Source organism: Pedobacter aquae, assembly GCF_008195825.1.
Taxonomy (GTDB): domain Bacteria; phylum Bacteroidota; class Bacteroidia; order Sphingobacteriales; family Sphingobacteriaceae; genus Pseudopedobacter; species Pseudopedobacter aquae.
Genome location: NZ_CP043329.1, coordinates 2,331,511 through 2,346,088, shown reverse-complemented (window position 1 = coordinate 2,346,088; position 14,578 = coordinate 2,331,511). Strand labels below are relative to the sequence as shown.

General features: G+C 35.4%; 16 protein-coding genes and 1 pseudogene. 10 read left to right on the top strand and 7 right to left on the bottom strand.

Going from position 1 to position 14,578, the window contains the following annotated elements:
- Nucleotides 1–49: 49 nt before the first annotated feature.
- Complete coding sequence (locus FYC62_RS10280; RefSeq protein ID WP_149074865.1) at nucleotides 50–1,249, top strand: hypothetical protein; 1,200 nt, start codon at nucleotides 50–52, stop codon at nucleotides 1,247–1,249.
- Between the two features lie 67 nt (nucleotides 1,250–1,316).
- Here FYC62_RS10280 and FYC62_RS10275 read toward each other — a convergent pair whose 3' ends face one another.
- The gene (locus FYC62_RS10275) at nucleotides 1,317–2,957 is read right to left on the bottom strand and encodes a pseudouridine synthase (protein WP_149074864.1); all 1,641 of its coding nucleotides are present in this window, start codon (nucleotides 2,955–2,957) and stop codon (nucleotides 1,317–1,319) included.
- 217 nt (nucleotides 2,958–3,174) lie between these two features.
- Between FYC62_RS10275 and FYC62_RS10270 the strand changes: the two genes are divergently transcribed.
- From FYC62_RS10270 to FYC62_RS10245, 8 genes and pseudogenes are all read left to right on the top strand, one after another.
- On the top strand, nucleotides 3,175–3,936 hold the full coding sequence (locus FYC62_RS10270) for a lytic transglycosylase domain-containing protein (RefSeq protein ID WP_149074863.1): 762 nt from the start codon (nucleotides 3,175–3,177) through the stop codon (nucleotides 3,934–3,936).
- Between the two features lie 137 nt (nucleotides 3,937–4,073).
- A pseudogene (uvrA, locus tag FYC62_RS10265) lies at nucleotides 4,074–6,931 on the top strand (excinuclease ABC subunit UvrA).
- Nucleotides 6,932–6,970: 39 nt separating this feature from the next.
- Nucleotides 6,971–7,168, top strand: a complete 198-nt coding sequence (locus tag FYC62_RS10260; RefSeq protein ID WP_039452089.1) for a hypothetical protein — start codon at nucleotides 6,971–6,973, stop codon at nucleotides 7,166–7,168.
- A complete protein-coding gene (locus tag FYC62_RS10255) occupies nucleotides 7,168–7,647 on the top strand; it encodes a hypothetical protein (protein WP_039452091.1) in 480 nt (159 codons plus the stop codon). The genes FYC62_RS10260 and FYC62_RS10255 overlap by 1 nt, the downstream gene beginning before the upstream one ends.
- Nucleotides 7,648–7,761: 114 nt before the next feature.
- Nucleotides 7,762–7,962 carry a hypothetical protein gene (locus tag FYC62_RS17630; protein ID WP_240534710.1) on the top strand — a complete coding sequence of 67 codons (201 nt, stop codon included), beginning with the start codon at nucleotides 7,762–7,764 and terminating at the stop codon, nucleotides 7,960–7,962.
- 5 nt (nucleotides 7,963–7,967) lie between these two features.
- Entirely contained in the window at nucleotides 7,968–8,978 is a 1,011-nt protein-coding gene (locus FYC62_RS10250; protein WP_262713550.1) for an NAD(P)H-hydrate epimerase, read from the top strand.
- Between the two features lie 14 nt (nucleotides 8,979–8,992).
- Nucleotides 8,993–9,247 carry an ADP-dependent NAD(P)H-hydrate dehydratase gene (locus FYC62_RS17830; protein ID WP_262713549.1) on the top strand — a complete coding sequence of 85 codons (255 nt, stop codon included), beginning with the start codon at nucleotides 8,993–8,995 and terminating at the stop codon, nucleotides 9,245–9,247.
- A gap of 8 nt (nucleotides 9,248–9,255) precedes the next feature.
- Nucleotides 9,256–9,882 carry a pyridoxamine 5'-phosphate oxidase family protein gene (locus FYC62_RS10245; protein ID WP_149074862.1) on the top strand — a complete coding sequence of 209 codons (627 nt, stop codon included), beginning with the start codon at nucleotides 9,256–9,258 and terminating at the stop codon, nucleotides 9,880–9,882.
- Here FYC62_RS10245 and FYC62_RS10240 read toward each other — a convergent pair.
- Genes FYC62_RS10240 through lipA form a run of 3 tightly spaced genes read right to left on the bottom strand, consistent with a single transcriptional unit; the run spans nucleotide 9,879 to nucleotide 12,203 of the window.
- Nucleotides 9,879–10,727, bottom strand: coding sequence for an anti-sigma factor (locus FYC62_RS10240; protein WP_149074861.1), 849 nt, complete (start codon nucleotides 10,725–10,727; stop codon nucleotides 9,879–9,881). The genes FYC62_RS10245 and FYC62_RS10240 overlap by 4 nt on opposite strands.
- Before the next feature lie 21 nt (nucleotides 10,728–10,748).
- Nucleotides 10,749–11,300, bottom strand: a complete 552-nt coding sequence (locus FYC62_RS10235) for an RNA polymerase sigma factor (protein WP_149074860.1) — start codon at nucleotides 11,298–11,300, stop codon at nucleotides 10,749–10,751.
- A 24-nt stretch (nucleotides 11,301–11,324) separates the two neighbouring features.
- Nucleotides 11,325–12,203: a lipoyl synthase gene (gene lipA, locus FYC62_RS10230; protein ID WP_039452101.1), complete on the bottom strand. Its 879-nt coding sequence runs from the start codon at nucleotides 12,201–12,203 to the stop codon at nucleotides 11,325–11,327.
- 161 nt (nucleotides 12,204–12,364) lie between these two features.
- Between lipA and FYC62_RS10225 the strand changes: the two genes are divergently transcribed.
- Entirely contained in the window at nucleotides 12,365–12,772 is a 408-nt protein-coding gene (locus tag FYC62_RS10225; RefSeq protein WP_039452103.1) for an OsmC family protein, read from the top strand.
- Between the two features lie 46 nt (nucleotides 12,773–12,818).
- Here the strand turns inward: FYC62_RS10225 and ytxJ are convergent, their stop codons facing one another.
- From ytxJ to ribH, 3 genes are all read right to left on the bottom strand, one after another.
- The gene (gene ytxJ, locus FYC62_RS10220) at nucleotides 12,819–13,145 is read right to left on the bottom strand and encodes a bacillithiol system redox-active protein YtxJ (protein WP_149074859.1); all 327 of its coding nucleotides are present in this window, start codon (nucleotides 13,143–13,145) and stop codon (nucleotides 12,819–12,821) included.
- Entirely contained in the window at nucleotides 13,142–13,873 is a 732-nt protein-coding gene (locus FYC62_RS10215; protein ID WP_149074858.1) for a DUF6503 family protein, read from the bottom strand. Before FYC62_RS10215 ends, ytxJ begins: the two co-directional genes overlap by 4 nt.
- 185 nt (nucleotides 13,874–14,058) lie before the next feature.
- Entirely contained in the window at nucleotides 14,059–14,550 is a 492-nt protein-coding gene (ribH, locus tag FYC62_RS10210) for a 6,7-dimethyl-8-ribityllumazine synthase (protein ID WP_039452108.1), read from the bottom strand.
- Nucleotides 14,551–14,578: the final 28 nt, after the last annotated feature.

Below are 14,578 nucleotides of genomic sequence, written 5' to 3'. Positions count from 1 at the left end.
ATTGCATTTAATTATATTTGCAACATTATTTCATTTATTAAAAACTATTATGTCTACAAAAATTAAATTCTACCTATTTATTTTTCTTTTAACTGCCTTTGCTGCTTGTAAAAAGGATAGTACAATAGAGCATCAAAAAACAGAAGAAAATAAGTTTGTGAGGTTGTTAATTGCAGATGCACAGGATAAAACCCTCACTTTTATTAATCCAGTAACCAATCAGCAATCAACATTTCAAGCGCAATTTGCAGTAAATAATATTTATCCAACGGAAAGCAAACGTTTTGCTGGGATTATAAATGCTACCAATAATCACGTAAGTTTTTTTGATTCAGGTGTGGAAGCTCATGGAGATCATGCGCATTTAAAAGGCACACCCAAATGGGCTTTAACCAATTCTTTAGCAGTTAGACCAACACATTTTTATTCTTTAGGGAATGAAATAGCTGTTTTTAATGATGGTGATGCATCTTTAAGTTTAGTTACTGAAGATAAATTGCATACGCAGGCCCAAACCAACCATATTGTGGTAGATAGGGCTCATCATGGTGCTGTGGTTATTTTTAACAATGGTAGCTATGCTGTAACAGAAAAAGACAATAGCATTAGCGGAGCTTTACCAGAACGAGTTAAGATTGTTAATGCTGCTGGACAAGTTTTACATACCTCTACAGTAGCTACTAAAGGCATACATGGTGAGGCAGGAAATGGAAGTACAGCTATTTTTGGTACTGTTGGTGGTATGTTAATTGTAAAAAGTGATGGAAGCCAAAATCTGGTAAACTGGCCATCCGAAATAGGGGAGGCTAACTGGCTATCTACTATTAATTACGGCAAAGTATCTAATAGGTTTCTAGGATTCAAATCTAAATTTGGAGCATATATTTTAGACCCTTCCCAAAATAGTTTTACAAAAGTTATTACAGTAAACAATATTAGAAGCGCCGTATTTGATGCAGAAGGAAAAGATATTTTAGTTTTATTAGAAGATGGTACTGTACAATTATATAGTGGTTCTTCTTTAGCTAAATTACAAGAAGTTAAACTGAATATTACTTTTGGTACAGGAGCTTTAGTGCCAAATGTAACCGCAACAAAACATTTTGTTTACGTTACCAATCCAAATGGAGGAGAAGTTATACAATTAGAGCGTGGTAACTTTTCTAAACAGAATAAAATTCTTGTTGCTGGTAAACCCGCTAAAATAATCATGCTAGGTGCTGATTTTGATGATGAAGGAAATCATTAATTAATTAAAAATAAAATAGGTGTGTTAGTAAAAAAGGCAGCTCATTCATGTAATGGCTGCCTTTTCTTTATTTAATGAGGTGTTTAAGATTGATAATTTCTTGTTCTGATAAATATCTCCATTTTCCTCTTGGTAAGTCTTTTTTGCTTAAACCTGCATAAATAACACGGTCTAATTTTACTACTTCATAGCCTAAGCTCTCAAAAATTCTTCTTACGATTCTGTTTTTACCACTATGTATTTGTATACCAATTTCATTTTTGGCACCGCCTGTAACGTAGCTCACCGCATCAGGTTTTATAAAACCGTCTTCCAATTCTAAACCGAAAGCAATTTTATTGAAATCTCCTTGAGAAAGGTTTCTTTCCAATTCAACATTGTAAATTTTAACAATGTTATTTCTAGGATGTGACAATTTCTCTGCTAAATCTCCATCATTGGTCATTAAAAGTAAACCTGTAGTATTTCTATCTAATCGGCCAACTGGGTAAATACGTTCTTTACTAGCTTTATCAACCAATTCCATCACCGTTTTACGTTCCTGTGGGTCGTCTGTAGTGGTGATAAAGTCTTTTGGTTTATTTAATAAAACGTAAACCATTTTTTCTCGTTTTAATAACTCTCCGTTATAACGTATTTGGTCTACCGCGGGGTTTACTTTAGCACCAAGTTCTGATACTACAACACCATTCACACTTACAACACCTGCTGCAATTAATTCATCAGCTTTTCTTCTAGAACAAATTCCAGAATTGGCAATGTATCTGTTTAATCTGATGGTATCATCTTCTTTTTTTGTATTGCCTTTTGCTTGTCTAGATCTTAATCTTACCTGCTCGTCTTTTACTTCAGAAAATTCTCCCTGAGGTTCTCTTTTTCTATAATTACGTGGCTGTTCACTGTCATTCAAACGCTCTCTTTTCTCGCCACCAAAACCACCTTCTTTTCTATAGCCGAAAGGCTTTCTATCTCCATAAGATTTTCTTTCTCCACCAAAACCGCCTTCTTTTCTATCTCCGTAAGATTTTCTCTCACCACCAAAACCGCCTTCTTTTCTATCGCCGAAAGGCTTTCTGTCTCCGTAAGATTTTCTCTCTCCACCAAAACCGCCTTCTTTTCTATCGCCGAAAGGCTTTCTGTCTCCGTAAGATTTTCTCTCTCCACCAAAACCGCTTTCTTTTCTATCTCCGTAAGATTTTCTCTCACCACCAAAACCGCCTTCTTTTCTATCGCCGAAAGGCTTTCTATCTCCGTAAGATTTTCTCTCTCCACTAAAACCGCCTTCTTTTCTATCGCCGAAAGGCTTTCTGTCTCCGTAAGATTTTCTCTCTCCACTAAAACCGCCTTCTTTTCTATCGCCGAAAGGCTTTCTGTCTCCGTAAGATTTTCTCTCTCCACCAAAACCGCCTTCTTTTCTGTCTCCGTAAGATTTTCTTTCTCCACTAAAGCCACCTTCTTTTCTATCTCCGTAAGATTTCCTTTCTCCACCAAAACCACCTTCTTTTCTATCGCCATAAGGCTTCCTATCGCCAAAAGATTTTCTCTCTCCGCTGGAGCTTTCTTTTCTATCGCCGTAAGGTTTGTCTTTTCTGTCTGATGAGTTTTCGCCTGATTGTGGCCTTCTATTTGATGATGAAGATCTGGAAGGTTTGTTGCTGTCTCTTCCGGACTTGTCGTCGCGACTGTTCCTGTTTTTGTTGAATGACATGTTATCGTTTTTATCCTCTTTTGAGGGCTACAAATGTACTAAAATTATGCAATTTTTTATGGTAAAAAACAGTAGCGTTCTGTATGGAAAACTAGTCAAATAAAGCATCCATATAAGCATCCAAAAAACGGGTGTTTTTGTAAGTGTTTGATAATGTGATTTATATGTTGTATATTTGCACTCTTTTAAAAGTTGAGTGGTAATTAAAACAAGATTTATGAAGCGTAAAAGCGTAATAACTTGTAGCTTGATGTTGGTTGTTTGCTTAGTTGCAAAAATGTTTGGTTACAGCTATTCCACCGGGTTTAACAAGATAAATAATCCGTTAAATATTGAGGCTACAAAAGATAAAGTAGCAAAAGAAAGGTCTCAAGAATTATTAAGTTTTGCCGATGAAATGATCCCTTTAGGGGATGAAAAAATCGACTATAAAATGAAAAGAGCCTTAAAGGCAAACTCATTTCGTCAGGTTCAAACTTTAAAATTACACCAAAGAGCAGAAAGATGGTTCCCAGTGATAGAACCAGTGCTTAAAGCCTACGGTATTCCAGAAGATTTTAAGTATATCCCTTTGGTAGAAACCGGTATGGCTCGTGGAAAAGTTTCGCCAAAAGGAGCAGCAGGTTTATGGCAGTTTATGCCCCAAACAGCCAAAAGCTACGGTTTAAAAGTAAACAGCCAAATTGATGAGCGTACCAATGTGTACCTTTCTACAGTAGCAGCAGCTAAATACTTAAAAGATTTATACAAAGTATTTAACAGTTGGACTTTAGTTGCAGCAGCCTACAACGTTGGCGAAGGAAGTTTACAAAGACAAATTAACAGGCAAGGAGAAGATAACTATTTTAGGTTAAAACTAAACCGCGAAACGGGTAGGTATGTGTACAGCCTTATTTCTATGAAAGAAGTTATAGAAAAACCAGAAAAATATGGTTATCAAATTAACAACCCTAGGAAGTTGTTGGCTTACCAACCTTAAGAATTAAAATGACAATGAAATAGAAAGGTTGGACCCTGTGGTCCAGCCTTTTTTGTTATTTTTGCGGCTGAGAAAATCCTCGCAAACAACAAACAAAAGCATAAATAAAATCTTTATTTAGTGCAGGAAGCTTTTATATGAGTAAGAAACCTATTGACCTTGGCGAACAAACAGAAGTAGAAGTTTATGGTGCCAGAGTTCATAATTTAAAGAACATAGATATATCATTTCCGCGTAACCAACTGGTTGTTATTACTGGTTTAAGCGGCTCGGGAAAATCTTCTTTAGCATTTGATACCATTTATGCCGAAGGGCAAAGGCGTTATATGGAGACTTTCTCGGCCTATTCTCGTCAGTTTATGGGGGGTATGGAGCGCCCTGATGTAGATAAAATATCAGGCTTAAGTCCCGTTATCGCTATTGAGCAAAAAACTACTTCTAAAAATCCTCGTTCTACGGTAGGTACCATTACAGAGATTTATGATTTTATGCGTCTCTTATTTGCCCGTGTTGGCGATGCGTACTCCTATAATACGGGAGAGAAAATGGTTAAAATGTCTGAAGACCAGATATTAAACCAAATTTTAACTCAATTTGATGGCAAACCTATTAACATTCTAGCACCTGTTGTTAAAGGTAGAAAAGGACATTACCGCGAATTGTTTGAGCAAATAAGAAAGCAAGGTTTCCTAAAAGTTAGGGTAGATGGGGAGATTATGGATGTAACACCTAAAATGCAGGTAGATCGTTATAAAATCCACGATATAGAAACCGTTGTTGATAGGTTAATTGTTTCTCAGGACGATAAAAAACGGCTGTATGCTTCTATACAACAAGCGCTAAAAATTGCGAAAGGCATCATCAAAATATCTGATAAAGAGAATCATGTTTATCATTTCTCTAAATATTTGATGTGCCCAACTACAGGTATTTCGTATGATGAACCGCAACCTAATACATTTTCCTTTAACTCTCCTTATGGGGCTTGTCCGGAGTGTGATGGTTTAGGTTATGTTTTTGATATTGATGAAGAATCGGTTATCCCAAATAAAAAATTAAGCATTCTTAATGGCGCTTTAGCTCCTTTAGGCGAGTACCGCGAAACTTGGATATTTCAGGTGATTAAAGCTTTAGGTAAAAAGTATGGTTTCTCTTTATCGCAACCTGTAGAAAAGTTAAGTGATGAAGCTATTCGTATTCTATTACACGGAACTGACGAGTTGGTTACCGTACCTGTAGAGTACAACAAATGGAATGTTGAGAATTATCAGATAGAGTTTGATGGCATTATCAAAATGCTGGAAGAACAGAACGAAAAAAAGGGAGATACTGCAACAGATTTAGAAGGTTATCGTATCCTGAAAACTTGTCCCGAGTGTGATGGTGCTCGTTTAAAGAGAGAATCACTCCATTTTAAAGTTGATGAGAAGAATATCTTCGAGTTAGCTTCTATGGATATCAAAAATCTAAAGCAATGGTTTGATGGTATTGAAGAAAGACTTTCTGATAGGCAAAATGTTATCGCCAAAGAGATTTTAAAAGAAATAAGAGCCAGAATAGGTTTTTTATTAGATGTAGGTTTAGAATATCTTACATTGGATAGAACTGCTCGTACACTTTCTGGTGGCGAAGCACAACGTATTAGGCTGGCAACGCAAATAGGTTCTCAGCTTATGAATGTGATGTACATTTTAGACGAACCTTCTATCGGGCTGCACCAAAGAGATAATGACCGTTTGATAAAAGCCTTAAAAGATCTTAGAGACTTAAGCAATACCGTTTTAGTGGTAGAGCATGATAAGGATATGATTTTAGAAGCCGATTATGTTATTGATATGGGCCCATCTGCCGGGGTGCATGGTGGTGAAGTGGTAGCCCAAGGCACACCTCAAGAGCTTTTAAAAACCCATACACTTACAGCTTCTTACCTTAACGGAGAAAAAGGTATCCATATCCCAACAGAAAGAAGAGCCGGAAACGGACATATTTTATCGCTAAAAAAGCATCAGGTAATAACTTAAAAAATGTAAGTGTTGATTTTCCTCTAGGGAAGTTGATATGTGTTACGGGTGTTTCTGGAAGTGGAAAATCTACCCTGATAGGCGAAACACTTTATCCTATTTTAAATAAGCATTTCTTTAGGGCTAAAAAGCACCCAATGCCTTATAAAGAAATTAAAGGATTGGAGCATATAGACAAAGTGATAGAGATAGACCAAACCCCTATTGGGCGTACACCACGCTCAAATCCATCAACTTATACAGGTGTTTTTTCTGATATCAGGAATCTGTTTGTGGCTTTGCCTGAGGCTCAAATTAGAGGTTATAAGCCTGGTCGTTTCTCTTTTAATGTTAAAGGTGGCAGATGCGAGGCTTGCCAAGGCGGAGGTATGAAAGTTATTGAAATGAATTTCTTACCCGATGTACAAGTACCTTGTGAGGAATGTGGTGGGAAACGCTACAACCGTGAAACTTTAGAAGTACGCTATCGCGGTAAATCTATTTCTGATGTGCTGGACATGAGTATTGAAGATGCTGTTGATTTCTTTGAAAATATCCCATCCATATATAGAAAAATAAAAACTTTGAAAGATGTTGGCTTAGGTTACATCACTTTAGGGCAATCTTCTACCACACTTTCTGGTGGCGAGGCGCAAAGGGTTAAATTAGCTACCGAGCTTTCAAAAAAAGATACAGGTAACACTTTTTATATTTTAGATGAGCCTACAACCGGACTACATTTTGAAGATATTAATGTTTTACTAGGTGTTTTACAACTTTTAGTTGATAAAGGGAACACCGTTTTAGTGATAGAGCATAATTTAGATGTGGTGAAAGTTGCAGATTATGTTGTTGATTTAGGTCCAGAAGGTGGCTCGGGCGGAGGGAATATTGTATTTGCAGGCACACCAGAAGGATTAGCAAAATGTAAAGACAGCTTTACAGGGAAATTCTTGCAAAAGGAAATGGTTAATAACGCGTTTAAGGTATCGTAATTTTTAATTATCTTTAATAGGATATTAACAGTACGTTGTATGGAGGGAAATGAAAAATATACTGATAGAAAAACAACAGTGGATTTTGAAAAAGCTGAGTTAGATTTACTCAGGAATGCGTTAAAAAAGTCTTATACTGAAAGATTCTTCATCATGACTTCTTTGATGAAGCTAGATAGTATGTTTAGAAATGCTAAGATTACTCATCAGCCAGATGTCAAGACAAATAAAGGCTAATGGATATTTATGACGAAACCTTTCTAGATTTTTGGAAGTCTGCCAATAAATTTAACCTTCGATTTATCATGATTGGAGGTGTAGCAACTAATCTACATGGTTATTTTAGAACTACCGCTGATATCGATTTATGGATTGAGGATACACCAGATAATCGTAAATCTCTTTATCATGTTTTTAAGGATATAGGAATGGGTGATCTAAAATCTTTATTAACTATAGAGTTTGTTCCAGGTTGGACTGATTTCTATTTAAGAAATGGAATTAGATTAGATATTATGACTTCAGTTAAAGGTTTAGAAAAATATACCTTTGATGAAGCCTATCAATTAGCCTCAATTGCTGATATTATGAAAACACAAGTTCCATTTTTACATATCAATCATTTAATTCAAGCAAAAAAAGCAGTCAATCGTCCTAAAGATCAAATAGATATTTCAGCTTTAGAGCAAATTAAAAAATTAAGAGGCCATGGCTAATTGTTCGTAATATATTGTCGCTCTAAAATTATAATCCCAAACATTTAAAAAGAGATAGTGTTTTAAGAATAAAATCTTTAACTTGATTTTAAGATTTTACAAAACACTACGCTCATGCTAAAACTTTTGAATGCCGTTCAGATAAGAGAGGCAGATAAATATACCATAGAAAACGAGCCTATCAGCTCTCTAGACTTAATGGAAAGAGCAGGCCAAGCTTTCGTTAGAGTTTTTACAGAACGTTTTACAGATAAAAAATTAATATCGCTTTATTCTGTGGTAAAGGTAATAATGGTGGCGATGGTTTGGCTATAGCCAGAATGTTGCTGAATGAAAATTACACTTCCATACAAGTTTGGATAGCAGATTTTACAGAAAATTCAACCCCAGATTTTAAATATAATCTAGAGAGTTTACAGCAATTAGATGCTCAAATCTTTTATTTAACTCAGGCTGCAGAACTAGAAATACAAGCTACAGATATTATTATCGATGCTTTATTTGGGATAGGTTTAAACAGACCTTTAGAAGATGAATGGTTTAAGTTAATTAAAAAAATAAATCAGTTTCCTGGTTTTAAAGTAAGTGTTGATATTCCGTCTGGTTTGCCCGCAGAAGGACAAGTTGTTGGGGATGCTATTTTTAAATCAGATTGGGTAATTACCTTTCAAAGACCTAAACTTAATTTCTTGTTGCCACCATCTAGCCCTTATGTTAAAGAATGGAAAGTGGTAAATATTGGCTTGGACGAGAATTTTATAGAAAGTACTTCTTCCCCTTATTATTGGTTTTGGAAAAAGGATGTTCAGAAATTTATCAAACCCAGACAAGCTTTTGAACATAAAGGACTGTTAGGCAGCGCACTTATTATTGCTGGCGAGGATGAAACGATGGGGGCAGCCTTGTTATGTGCTGAAGCTTGCCATAAAGCGGGTACTGGTTTAACAACAGCTTTGATACCTAACAGTGGTTTGGCAGCTTTAAATGCCCGTATCCCTGAAGTTATGTATTGCAACAGAAATAAGCTTGCAGAGCTAAATTGGGAAAAATATAATGTTGTAGGCATTGGCCCAGGTTTAGGCACTTCTGCCGAAGCAGAAGAACTTTTGATACAAGCGCTCACGCATTTTAAAAAACCCATAGTGCTAGACGCTGATGCTTTAAACATATTAGCTAACAAGCCAGAGTTATGGAAAAATGTGCCTATAAATTCTGTTATAACACCTCATATGAAAGAGTTTGATAGGCTATTTAGCGCACATCAAAATTGGTGGGATAGAATAGTAACGGCTTTTGAAGAAGCTGTAAACAAAAAATATTTATTGTGTTAAAAAATAGGTACACCATGATATTTAGTCCTCAAGGGATGTGCTATTTTAACTCATCAGGTTCGCCTGCTATGGCAAGTGGAGGCATGGGAGATGTTTTAACTGGTATGATAACTAGTATGATGGCACAAGGCTATTCGGTAGATAAAGCCGTTTTGTTAGCCGTTTTTACACATGGTTATGCCGGCGAACAGTTAGCTCAAAATATGTATGTTGTACCAGCAACCAGCTTAATTAAAAAGATACCAACTGTTTTAAGAGAATTGATGTAATATAAAATATGTTTCACCAGGCCGATACAGATTTATTTTTAAAAATAGAGTTAGACCAAATTATACCAGACGTCTTAAAAAGACTAGATGATGCCACCAGATCTTCTAAGGCAGCTTTCCATGAAGGATACATAGCTACCATAAATGAGGATGTACCTGAAATTAGAACTGTTGTTTTACGTAAAGTACTTTTTGATGAAGAAGCTTTGATTTTTCATACAGATGTGCGTTCACCAAAGATTCATCAAATTAAACAGAACCCTTGCATAAGTTGGTTATTTTATGATGCTGCTTTAAGAATTCAGGTTAGGTTTAAAGCTATAGCAGAAATTCATCATCAAAATAAATTAGCACAAAAGCAGTGGGACGCATCAAGATTAGAAAGTCGTAAATGCTATTTAGTTGAGCCTGCCCCTTCTATACAAATTCAGGAAGTTTGGGAAGGTATTCCTGATATTGCACATCAAGATTTAACAGAACAGTTGGTGAGTAATGGTTACGATAATTTTGCTGTTGTTAAAACAAATCTTATCTCTTGCGATTGGCTCTTTCTAAATAGAAGAGGCCATAAAAGAGCAGTTATTACTAAAAATTTAGTGGAAAATTCTTGGGAAGGTAAATGGGTGCAACCTTAAATAGCGCCCATTACCATCATTTTTTCTAGGGTAGGGTTTACACTACCACCTTTAGGTTCTAAAGTAACTGCAAAAGCTTGGGCTTTGTCAATAGCTTTCATCTTTTTCATAGCAGCTTCTGATACAACGCCGTCAAAAACTCCTAAATCAACAGGCTTACCATCAACCAGTGCCCATAATTGATATTGATGATTTTCATCATGAGTTGGCATAGACATGTTTTTCATATCTATCATAACTTTTTGTTCCTTTGGATTAAAAGCAACCAGCATTTTAGATTCAGGAGAATTTGCAGTACCTTTTAGCTCTACCATTTTAAAATCTGGATTGGTATAAACGCTTAAGATTTCATTAGTGCTTTCTACTTTCTTATCTAAGTAATTTACCTGATTTGCGTAATCCTGATTGCTGCTTTGTAATACAGCTAATTGCTCTTTAGACTCTTGTAAATTACCATAAAGAACAAATAAAGCAGCTACACTCATAATAAGAAGTGCAAAACATGCGGCAAAAGAATATTTATAAAAGTTTAGTTTGGTGTTGTTAAGAGGAATAACTTCCGCTTCTTTTTTATTTAAAGTTTCTTGCGAATTATGTTCAGCCTTTGCTGTAGGCAAAGAAGTAATGTTTTCTTCTTCATTAAAAGTTAGTTTACTTAAAAAGCTATCTCTTGAACTTTCAGAAGGCTCAATAGCATAAGAATCTGCCAACTCTCCTAACGTTTTTTCTATTTCGGCAAGCTCAGCTTTAACCTCTGGGTAAAGCGCAGCCATCTCTTCTACCTTAAGGTTTTCTTCAGGTGTAAGATCTCCTAGAACATAAAGTTCTAGAACGCCAGATTCCATATATGTTTTAATATCTTCCAATTATTTAAAATATTTTCTAAGCTCCATAATACCCATTCTAAGTCGGGTTTTAACGGTACCCAAAGGAATTTCTAATTCATCTGAAACTTCTACGTGAGTATAACCCTGGAAGTAAACCAATTCAACAATCTTTCTTTGTTCGGGCTTAAGTTTCTCTACCAAATCTTTCACACCTAATAGCTCGGGCTTGTATGTCGTATTCCTTTGCTCGTCTATAGCATTTACGTGGTTTTCAATATCTTGGTTTTTAGAATGATTTCTAAAATCTTTAGATCTTAGTTTATCAATAGCTAAATTCCTAGCAACATTTACCATCCATGTAAATAATCTACCTTTAGTGGCATCGTATTGGTGAATAGAATTCCAGATTTTTACCAACGTATCTTGTAAAACATCCTCAGCAATTTCTCTATCAGCAACTATTTTAAATATAACACCTAGCAAAGAGGAAGAGTACATGTCATACAATGCTTCAGCACCTATCGCTTTGCGTTGCTGTAGGGCTTCAATTAATGCTGGTTCTTCCAGCGTTATTTTTTTAGTCTTAATCAATTTATCTAAGGTAGCGATGAATTTTTATAAATCAAACAAGTGTTTTTCTGCATGGTAAGACGATCTTACCAAGGGTCCACTTTCAACATATTTAAAACCCATCTCCATACCAATTTGTTTGTATTTCAGGAATTGATCTGGATGAATCCAATCTATAACCGGATGGTGATTTTTGGTAGGCTGTAAATACTGTCCGATAGTCACTACATGCACACCATTAGCTTTTAAATCACCTAATGTCTCAATTACATCTTCTTCTTTCTCGCCTAGGCCAAGCATTATACCTGATTTTGTTCTTAAACCAGAATCAGAAATACGTTTTAAACACTCCATACTACGGTCGTACTTAGCTTGTATTCTTACTTCTTTGGTTAGTCTTCTAACCGTTTCTATGTTATGAGAAATGATTTCAGGTTTTTCTTCGCAAACTCTATAAAGATTATCCCAAATACCTTTAAAATCTGGAATTAAGGTTTCCATGGTAGTTTGCGGGCTTTCTCTTCTGATAGCCTTTATGGTTTCTGCCCAAATGATAGAGCCTCCATCTTTTAAATCATCTCTATCAACAGAAGTTATAACAGCATGCTTCACGTTCATCAATTTGATAGAGTTGGCTACGCGGTTAGGTTCATCTGTATCAACAGCTAAAGGCCTTCCGGTTGCAACCGCACAAAAAGAACATGAACGGGTACATATATTACCTAAAATCATGAAAGTAGCAGTACCAGCACCCCAGCACTCGCCCATATTAGGGCAATTACCACTTTCACAAATGGTGTGTAGTTTATGCTCGTCTACCAAGCTTCTCACATGAGCATACTCTTTTCCAACAGGAAGCTTCACTCTTAACCAATCTGGTTTTCGTTGTACTTGATTTGCAGGTATTACTGGTAACTCTATCATGGCAACAAAAATACATATAGTTTAATTAAAAGTTGTGTCGATATTCTGTAATTTATTTAAACAGATGGCGCTTATAGGGTAAATTAATCATGCTAAAAAGTAGTATTATTGTTTTAAACTATGCAGTCGCTCTTATATTTGAGTGATATTAAATTTTATTTATGGCAACCTCAAAAATTATTTATAACGGTTCTTTAAGAACTACATCAACTCATTTACAATCTGGGAAAGAAATTATTACGGATGCACCTGTAGACAATAATGGCAAAGGAGAGGCTTTTTCTCCAACAGATTTATTAGCTACTTCTTTTGGTAATTGTATGATGACGATTATGGGAATAGCAGCAAATACACATGGCATTGATTTATCGGGCTTAACCGCGGAGGTTACTAAAGTAATGGCTGCTGAGCCAAGAAGAGTTTCAGAAATTCATGTGAATTTCGATTTCCCTTTAAAGGACCAATACACTGATAAGGACAAAAAGATATTAGAACATGCGGCTTTAACTTGCCCAGTGCATTATAGCTTGCACCCTGATATTAAAAGAGAAGTTAAATTTAATTGGTAGGAGAGGTCTCAATAAAAAAGGAATGCTTTCACGCATTCCTTCTTTGTTATATCATTTCTACAACTTCTTCCAGATTGATTTCTCCATGAGATTGATCTAGAATACATTCTCCATTTTGGATAAGCAGTAATTGAGGAGACTCATGATGTACCTGAAATAAATCAGCAATTTGGTTAGAGATGCTTCTGTAATTTAAAAGGTCTAAATAATAGCAAGATAAGTTTTCTGGAACAATATCTCCATCCATATCCAATCTTTTTTTAGCCATCATACTGATAGAACATCTAGTACTATGTTTAAAAATAACACTGTTTCCTTGCTTGTTTTTTATCTCGTTTAATTGTTCTTCGCTGTCTAAATTAATCCAGTTCATGGTTTTGTAAATATATGTTTATCAACTTTCTGCAAAACTTTAGTATTCGGGAAATTAATAGCTGATGTATTATTACTGTTTATTTTGCTTACAGATAAATTAACTCCGTTACCAATTTCTACATAAGGAGACCAGTTAGAAACGCTAGCGTTTTTCTGATTTTGTAATAGATACTTCCATTTTTCTATTTCCCCATTTGCAGGGTTAATATAAAGCCAATATTGATCGCCCGGTGTTAAGCCTACTTTATCAAAATTTAAATTTAATACCTGGTATTCTTTGCCATCTATAGTTTCATTGGCTATCAAAGTGGTATTTACACCAGGGTCTTCAACTTTAAACGGTACCAATAGCCAATAAGTATCATTGATATAAGAAGCATAAGCTTTTTTTACGGCGGCTTCATTTAAAGAGTCGCTTAAAAGAAAGCCATTTTCGTATACCTTACCTTTTTTTGTGTTGATATTAAATAAGGTGACTAGCTTTTTATCGTTGGTGGTTTGTTCAAACCTATAATCACCAGTGTAACGATCCCATAAATGGTTTCTTGATGTCGCAATCTTATCATTTCGCTTAACTTCAAAAGTAAATTGGATATATCTACTCTTCTCAAAGTTTTGCTTACCGCCAACGGCAGTCCAAATTTTATTAATCACGGCATTCTTATCTTGTGCTATGGTAGTTAAACACAAGGCAATAAATAGACATGAAAAAAGTAATTTTTTCATATTAAATTTTAAGGGATTAAGAATTATCTTCTTCCTCTAGCTTGAGGATAAGAGCTGTAAGCTGGGCACAGTTTAGAAGAGCAAGATTCTAATATTGTTATGCTTGCTATTAAAACTAATGCTATAAAGACAAATTTCTTCATTGATAAATCTACAGTATATAAATTTGTGTAAAGCTAATATATTTATTTCAAACTATTTGACATATCTGCAATTTTTATTGCAGTGATAGCTGCTTCATCGCCTTTGTTGCCATGCTTACCTCCAGCTCTGTCTAAAGCTTGTTCTTGGTTGTCTGTTGTTAATACACCAAAAATAACAGGTTTTGTGTGTTTGATGCCTACTTGAGCAATTCCATTAGCAACGGCATTACAGATAAAATCAAAATGACGAGTTTCTCCTTGTATCACACATCCTAAGCAAATAACGGCATCTAATTGTTGCTTGCTTAATAAAATATCTGCTCCAGCAATTAATTCATAACTTCCTGCTACCTCTACAGAAATAATATTTTCTTCCTCGGCACCATGCTTAAGCAAAGAATCATAAGCCCCTCGGTATAAGTTTCCTGTTACTTCTGCATTCCATGCTGCTACTACTATGCCAAAGCGAAAAGGTTTTGCAGATGGTACTGTTGTATGCGAAAAATCTGATAAATTTTTTAAGTTACTTGCCATAATATCCAAAAAAAAAGGTTAGCCATTA

Bases quoted from the DNA above. Each gene is read 5' to 3' on its own strand.
- FYC62_RS10245 (WP_149074862.1), top strand. From the start codon at position 9,256: ATGTTTCACCAGGCCGATACAGATTTATTTTTAAAAATAGAGTTAGAC.
- ribH (WP_039452108.1), bottom strand. From the start codon at position 14,550: ATGGCAAGTAACTTAAAAAATTTATCAGATTTTTCGCATACAACAGTA.
- FYC62_RS10270 (WP_149074863.1), top strand. From the start codon at position 3,175: ATGAAGCGTAAAAGCGTAATAACTTGTAGCTTGATGTTGGTTGTTTGC.
- FYC62_RS10255 (WP_039452091.1), top strand. From the start codon at position 7,168: ATGGATATTTATGACGAAACCTTTCTAGATTTTTGGAAGTCTGCCAAT.
- FYC62_RS10275 (WP_149074864.1), bottom strand. From the start codon at position 2,957: ATGTCATTCAACAAAAACAGGAACAGTCGCGACGACAAGTCCGGAAGA.
- FYC62_RS10280 (WP_149074865.1), top strand. From the start codon at position 50: ATGTCTACAAAAATTAAATTCTACCTATTTATTTTTCTTTTAACTGCC.
- FYC62_RS10225 (WP_039452103.1), top strand. From the start codon at position 12,365: ATGGCAACCTCAAAAATTATTTATAACGGTTCTTTAAGAACTACATCA.
- FYC62_RS17630 (WP_240534710.1), top strand. From the start codon at position 7,762: ATGCTAAAACTTTTGAATGCCGTTCAGATAAGAGAGGCAGATAAATAT.
- lipA (WP_039452101.1), bottom strand. From the start codon at position 12,203: ATGATAGAGTTACCAGTAATACCTGCAAATCAAGTACAACGAAAACCA.
- FYC62_RS10250 (WP_262713550.1), top strand. From the start codon at position 7,968: ATGTTGCTGAATGAAAATTACACTTCCATACAAGTTTGGATAGCAGAT.
- FYC62_RS10260 (WP_039452089.1), top strand. From the start codon at position 6,971: ATGGAGGGAAATGAAAAATATACTGATAGAAAAACAACAGTGGATTTT.
- FYC62_RS10240 (WP_149074861.1), bottom strand. From the start codon at position 10,727: ATGGAATCTGGCGTTCTAGAACTTTATGTTCTAGGAGATCTTACACCT.
- FYC62_RS17830 (WP_262713549.1), top strand. From the start codon at position 8,993: ATGATATTTAGTCCTCAAGGGATGTGCTATTTTAACTCATCAGGTTCG.
- FYC62_RS10215 (WP_149074858.1), bottom strand. From the start codon at position 13,873: ATGAAAAAATTACTTTTTTCATGTCTATTTATTGCCTTGTGTTTAACT.
- ytxJ (WP_149074859.1), bottom strand. From the start codon at position 13,145: ATGAACTGGATTAATTTAGACAGCGAAGAACAATTAAACGAGATAAAA.